The organism is Sulfuricurvum sp. (genome assembly GCF_036279695.1).
In the GTDB taxonomy this organism is placed as follows: Bacteria; Campylobacterota; Campylobacteria; order Campylobacterales; family Sulfurimonadaceae; genus Sulfuricurvum.
The window spans coordinates 1-6,693 of record NZ_DASUIQ010000042.1; the positions used below are offsets into that span (position 1 = coordinate 1).

The 6,693-nt window shown below is 48.9% G+C and carries 7 protein-coding genes; all 7 read left to right on the forward strand.

Features of this window, described 5'->3' with window-relative positions; all coding sequences use genetic code 11:
- Nucleotides 1–523, forward strand: a 523-nt coding sequence (locus VFW36_RS04150) for a DapH/DapD/GlmU-related protein (protein ID WP_329657548.1), incomplete at its 5' end; no start/stop codon positions are given.
- On the forward strand, nt 523–1,794 hold the full coding sequence (coaBC, locus tag VFW36_RS04155; protein ID WP_329657553.1) for a bifunctional phosphopantothenoylcysteine decarboxylase/phosphopantothenate--cysteine ligase CoaBC: 1,272 nt from the start codon (nt 523–525) through the stop codon (nt 1,792–1,794). The genes VFW36_RS04150 and coaBC, both read left to right, overlap by 1 nt.
- Nucleotides 1,791–2,468, forward strand: a complete 678-nt coding sequence (locus VFW36_RS04160) for a di-trans,poly-cis-decaprenylcistransferase (RefSeq protein WP_329657554.1) — start codon at nt 1,791–1,793, stop codon at nt 2,466–2,468. The genes coaBC and VFW36_RS04160 overlap by 4 nt, the downstream gene beginning before the upstream one ends.
- Complete coding sequence (locus VFW36_RS04165; protein WP_329657549.1) at nt 2,468–3,217, forward strand: prepilin peptidase; 750 nt, start codon at nt 2,468–2,470, stop codon at nt 3,215–3,217. Before VFW36_RS04160 ends, VFW36_RS04165 begins: the two co-directional genes overlap by 1 nt.
- Complete coding sequence (locus tag VFW36_RS04170; protein WP_329657550.1) at nt 3,210–4,232, forward strand: LptF/LptG family permease; 1,023 nt, start codon at nt 3,210–3,212, stop codon at nt 4,230–4,232. The genes VFW36_RS04165 and VFW36_RS04170 overlap by 8 nt, the downstream gene beginning before the upstream one ends.
- A complete protein-coding gene (truA, locus tag VFW36_RS04175) occupies nt 4,229–4,957 on the forward strand; it encodes a tRNA pseudouridine(38-40) synthase TruA (protein WP_329657551.1) in 729 nt (242 codons plus the stop codon). The genes VFW36_RS04170 and truA overlap by 4 nt, the downstream gene beginning before the upstream one ends.
- A 93-nt stretch (nt 4,958–5,050) precedes the next feature.
- A partial coding sequence (htpG, locus tag VFW36_RS04180; protein ID WP_329657552.1) for a molecular chaperone HtpG occupies nt 5,051–6,693 on the forward strand: 1,643 nt, incomplete at its 3' end.

Sequence of the window (6,693 nt, forward strand, 5' to 3'; positions counted from 1 at the left end):
AGTTACATTTGAGGGGGAGTGTATTATCGAAAACGGTGTCCGTCTCTGCGGAAATACCCTTATTTCTAACTCCCATATCAAAGCCCACAGTGTTATCGAAGATAGCACGGTCAAAAATTCCGACGTAGGCCCTTTGGCGCATCTCAGACCGCTCAGCGTTCTCGAAGGTACCCATATCGGAAACTTCGTCGAGGTGAAAAAATCGACCCTCACGGGAGTCAAAGCGGGACATTTGAGCTATCTGGGCGACGCTGTGATCGATTCGGGAACCAACATCGGTGCAGGAACCATCACCTGCAACTACGACGGCGTCAAAAAATACCAAACCATCATCGGTAAAAACGTCTTCGTCGGAAGCGATACCCAGCTTGTCGCCCCCGTAGAGATAGCCGACAACGTCATGATCGCCGCAGGAACCACCGTCACAGCGGGGAAATACGAGAGCGACATCCTCATCCTCAGCCGCACCCCGATCCGTAAAGTAGCGGGATTTTTCACCAAATTTTTCGGCAAAGGGAAATGATGGAGATCCCTTCCAACCTTTTAGCGGGTAAAAAAATCCTCCTCGGTGTCACAGGGTCGATCGCGGCGTATAAATCGCTCGAGCTCCTCCGCCTCTATATCAAAGCGGGTGCCGAAGTACGGGTCGTGATGACCCCCTCCGCCAAAAAGTTTGTCGCACCGCTTAGCTTCGAAGCGCTCAGCCGAAACCGCGTCCTCGATGATACCAACGAATCATGGGCAGGCGATGATTTTAACCATATTAAAATGGCTCAGTGGGCGGATTTGGTCGTTATCGCCCCAGTTACCGCCAACACCATCGCCAAACTCGCCAACGGGATTGCCGATACGATCCTCACCCAGTGTGCCCTCGCCTATCCCGGGATCAAACTCATTGCCCCCTCAGCCAACACCAACATGATCCAAAACCCGATGATTCAAGCCTCTCAAAAAATGCTCGCTATCGCCAATTATGAGATCATCGAAACCCAGACCAAAGAGCTGGCGTGTCAAGTGGTCGGGGACGGTGCGATGGCGGAACCGTTGGAGATTTTTTGGCGTTCAGCCCGTGAACTACTCAAAAACGAATTTTGGAACAACCGTCGCGTCATCGTCACGGGTGGAGGAACGATCGAAAAACTCGACGATGTCCGCACCATCTCAAACCGTTCCAGCGGTAAAATGGCATCCGCTCTCGCCACTGCCCTCTTTGTGCGCGGAGCGGATGTGAACCTGATCGCGACACGATTTGAGTCCAATCTTCCGACATCCATCCACACCATCGATGTCGAAAGTTCCGAAGAGATGGGGGAGTATCTCACCGACTCCATCCGTATCGCGAAAAAAGGGAAACTTTCCAAAGCCTCCCTCATCCACGATGAGCCGATCGCACTGATCCAAAAAGAGCCTTTTTTGTTTATGGCGGCTGCGGTGAGCGACTACATCCCGACCCATCCGCAAAGCGGAAAACTCAAAAAAGAGATGCTCGGCGAGTCATGGACTATTTCGATGAAACAAAATATTGATTTACTCGCTACCTGCAACAAAGAGGGGATAAAAACCGTCGCATTCAAAGCAGAAACCGATCCCGCCGTTGCGACCCAAAATGCGAAAAACCTGTTGGTAAACAAAGGAGCTAATGCCGTGTGTCTCAACATCATCGATGAGAGCAATCCGTTCGGGAGCGACACGAACCGCATCGATTTTATCACCGCCGACACAACCATAGCATTGCCTACATGCGACAAACTCACCCTCTCGTTGAAACTCTTAGACGAAGCGGAACGTTTATGAGCAATCAGCCTCGCCACATCGCGATCATCATGGACGGCAACGGACGCTGGGCAGAGGCTCAGGGGAAGAATCGAACCTACGGACACGAGAAAGGGGCGGAAATCGTACGCTCCATCACCACCTACTGCGGTGAGCATAGCGAAATCGATCGACTCACCTTGTATGCGTTCAGTACCGAAAACTGGAAACGCCCGAAACTCGAAGTCGAATTTTTGATGAAACTTTTAGAGAAATACCTCAAAAGCGAACGCTCCACCTATCTGGATAATAATATCCGATTTGAGCCGATCGGCGACCTCTCGATCTTTTCCAAATCACTCCGCAACGTCATCGACGACGTCCAAAAAGCCACCGAGGGGTGTAATGCCCTAACCCAATGTCTGGCACTCAACTACGGAGGGCGCGATGAGATCGTCCGTGCGGTAAACGCATCGCGTGAGAACGGAGCTATAACGGTAGAATCCCTGACTAATGCTCTCGATTGTACTCATGATGTCGATTTGCTCATCCGTACGGGAGGAGATCATCGCCTCTCCAATTTTATGATGTGGCAGGCGGCTTATGCAGAGCTTTTCTTTACCAAAACCCTTTGGCCTGAATTTAGTGCCGATGAACTCGAATCGATTATTAAAAAATTTAAAACCGTCGAGAGACGCTTCGGAGGATTAAACTGATGGAACTGCTATTTGTATTTATTTTTGGGGCGTTGATCGGTTCTTTTTTGAATGTCGTCATTTTGCGTATTCCGCGTGATGAGAGTGTCGCCTTTCCCGCATCGCACTGCATGAGTTGCAATACTCCGCTTCGCGCATGGCACAACGTGCCGATCGTCTCATGGCTCTTTCTTCGCGGGAAATGTGCGTTTTGCGGTGCAAAGATCTCCATTCAGTACCCTCTGATCGAACTCTTCAGCGCCCTTATTTTTCTCTTTAGCGCGATGAAATTCGGTTTCACCGCGCAAGCGCTCGGCGTGGCAATCACCTTTGATCTCCTCCTCGCCCTCTCTGCCATCGATTATCGCTACAAAATGGTACCCGATAGCCTCAACCTCGGCGCCCTCACCGTCGCTATTTTCAGCGTAACGTCCCTAGAACAGTTCGGATACAACGTCACCAACGCCCTGCTCTTTGCGGGTGGGTTTTCACTACTGCGCTTTTACATCTCCTACATCATCAAAAAAGAGGCGATGGGGGAAGCGGACATTATGATCGCCGCAACGATGGGAGCATTGCTAGGGATTAAACTGGGGCTTGTCGCCATCTTTATCGGTGCCGTGTTGGCACTCCCCGCATTGATCTTGACACGAGATGAGAGCGATGAGTCCAAAGAGCTTCCGTTTATCCCGTTTTTAGCGATGGGGTGCTGGATCGTTTTGATGTTCGATACGTACGTTAACAGCTATTTGGTGGGGATATATGGATAAATTACGCCATTACATCCTGTCCCATCTCTCAATCTTGTTTTTTTCGATCTTTCTGCCCCTCTTTGCGATCGCTTCGGTCATCTTTTTGATCAAACTCGCAACCTACACGGCGGTGATCCAGCTGAGCTTGCTGGAGATGGCGAAACTCTATCTTTTTGTCATCCCTGAACTGCTGTTTTTTACCTTGCCGATCGCGTTTGTCGTCGGGGGGACGTTGGCATTGTATCGCTTATCGAATGACAATGAGATGGTTGTCGTGTTCTCTCTAGGGATCTCTCCGGCATTTATTGCACGTGTTTTAGCCGTTCCGGCATTGTTGCTCACCCTTTTACTTTTGGTCGATTTTATCGTCGTCACCCCTTATATCAAAATCATCTCCGCCAACTTTTTGGACAAGAAAAAAGCGGAAGCGAAATTCAATCTCACCGCATCGGAGTTCGGTCACCATTTCGGAGACTGGATGATTTTCGTCAACAAAAGCGATAAAAATGCCCGCGTATTTGAAGATGTCGTCTTGTTTAACAAAGCGATGAAAGATGAGATCATCATCAAAGCGGACAAAGCGGAATTGATCAACCAAGGCGGCATATTGAAACTCAAGCTGGATAACGGAGAGAGCTACAGCTACAACAATCAGCTCCTCAAAACCATGCTCTTTAAAACCGCCTACATCAATGACAAAATGTCCACCGATCCGATGATCTACCGCGACACACTCGATTATTGGACGAATAACGAGCTTAGAGAGCGCAAAACCCAACGCTTTATTACCAATTCACTCTTGAGTCTATTCCCTCTCATCTCGATCTTTTTGATGATCGCGATGGGGGTCGTCCATGCCCGCCACCAAAAACGGTGGATTTATTTGTGGCTTTTCCTCTCCATCGTCGGATTTTATGCCGCGGCGTTCATCACCCAAAAATGGCTCGGTTTTCATGCGATCTGGGGGATTGCTCTTGTATGGGTGCTCATCACCTACACCTTTTATAGACGTCTCGTCGGAGAGCGTTTTTGAGCCGTGCCAAGATTACTCTGAGCTACAACGGCTCGGCGTTTATGGGTTCTCAGCAACAGCCCAACACCGATAACACCGTGATGGGGCATCTCATCGCTATCCTCCATCGGCTTAAAATCACTGCTACCCCAAAAGCCTCAGGTCGTACCGATCGGGGCGTTCATGCCACCCATCAAGTTATTCATGTCGATCTCCCCGATTTTTGGAGCGATTTACAACGGCTCAAAGAGATGCTCAACGTCCAACTTCCCTCTGCCATGCGGATACAGCGTATCGAGTGGGTACATGATGATTTTCACGCCCGATACAGTGCCAAGCGCCGCGTCTATCGCTATATTATCAAAGAATCTGAGATCAACCCTTTTGAGGATAATTTTGTCACATTCGTCCCGAAAATCAACCGTGAAGCGATTGCCGATGCGATCGGATGTTTTGTCGGCACCCACGATTTTGAACTCTTTAAAAAAAGCGGAAATGATTTGGATCATCATACCCGCATCATCTACCGCGCCTACACCTACTCGTACAAAGGGTACTTCGTCCTCGTATTCGAGGGGAACGGTTTTCTGCGCTCCCAAATCCGTCTGATGGTCGGTTTCTTGCTCCGTATCTCCGCAGGAAAAGCGACGAAAGAGCAGTTGATCGAGCAGATCAATTGCCTCAAACGATACTCCACCGACATTGCACCCCATAACGGTTTATACTTAACTCACATCAAGTATTAGTCATCAAGACTCAACTTATTTGATACCTCTTGCATTATTAAAACTATTTCGTTACAATCACAGCTCAAAATTTTAATCTAAAAGGATAGTCATATGGCAAAACATCAGTTCCAGACTGAAGTCTCACAAATCTTGCATCTCATGATCCACTCTTTGTACTCCAACAAAGAGATTTTCGTCCGCGAGTTGGTTTCCAACAGCTCCGACGCCCTCGATAAACTCAACATGCTCGTCCTCACTGACGACGCGTACAAAGGGGTCAATTTCGCCCCTCGTATCGACATCATCATCGACAAAGAGGGCAAAACCCTCACGATCAGCGACACCGGTATCGGGATGAACGAAACCGATCTCGTCGAAAACCTCGGAACCATCGCTAAATCAGGAACCAAAGCGTTCTTGGAAAAACTCAGCGGCGATCAGAAAAAAGATTCCAAACTCATCGGTCAGTTCGGGGTCGGTTTCTACGCCTCGTTTATGGTAGCCGACAAAGTCGAAGTTATCAGCCGCAAAGCGGGTGAAGAGAACGCCTACAAATGGAGCTCAATGGCAGGAAGCGAGTATGATCTCGAACCGGCGGAACGCGACAGCCACGGTACGACGATCATCATGCACCTCAAAGACGATGAGAGCGAGTTCCTAGAGACTCACCGCATCGAGAGCATCGTTAAAAAATACTCCAACCACATCCCCTTCCCGATCTACATGGACAAAGAGGAGTGGGTAGCCCCAGCCGAAGGTGAAGAAAAAGGTCACAACGAGACTGTTAACAAACAAATCAACAAAGCCAACGCCCTTTGGACCATCAGCAAATCCGAAATCTCTGATGAAGAGTACAAAGATTTCTACTCCAGCATCGCCCACGATTCCTCTGAGCCTCTCGCATGGATGCACAACAAAGCTGAGGGTGCACTCGAGTACACCACCCTCTTTTATATCCCGTCCAAAGCACCGATGGACTTGTACCGCGTTGACTACCAAAGCGGTATCAAACTCTATATCAACCGCGTCTTTATCACCGACGATGAAAAAGAGCTTATGCCGACCTACCTCCGTTTCCTTCGCGGGGTAATCGACTCTGCCGACCTTCCGTTGAACGTCAGCCGTGAAATCTTACAGAGCAACCGCGTTATGGCGAAAATCAAAAACGCTTCGGTCAAAAAAGTGTTGGGTGAGCTCGCTAAAATCGCGGAAAACGACGCAGAAAAATACGATGCGTTCTACAAAGAATTCGGAAACGTCCTCAAAGAGGGACTTTACAGCGATTTCGGAAACCGCGAAAAAATCTTGGAGCTTCTCAAACTCAACACCCTAAACGGTTCTGAGCCGGTGATGTTCGGCAAATTCATCGAGGGTGTCGACGCGGAGAAAAAAGAGATCTATTACATCTCTGCGAAAATGTCTCTCCAAATGCTCAAAAACTCCCCTGCGCTTGAACGTTTCAAAGCCAAAGGGATCGATGTATTGGTGCTCAACGAAGAGATCGACACGATCGTATTCCCGATGGTAACCGAGTACAACGACTATAAATTCGTCAACGTAACCGATGCGAAACTCGAAGAGTCCGAAGAGGAGAAAAAAGAGCACGAAGAGAAAGCCAAAGGTCTAGAGTCTTTCGTAGGACAACTCCAAAACGCTCTGGGTGAGAACGTATCGAAAGTCGAAACGACGTTTGATCTCACCGAGTCTGCCGTATGTCTAAAAGTCGATAAAGAAGACCAAGGGTACATGATGGC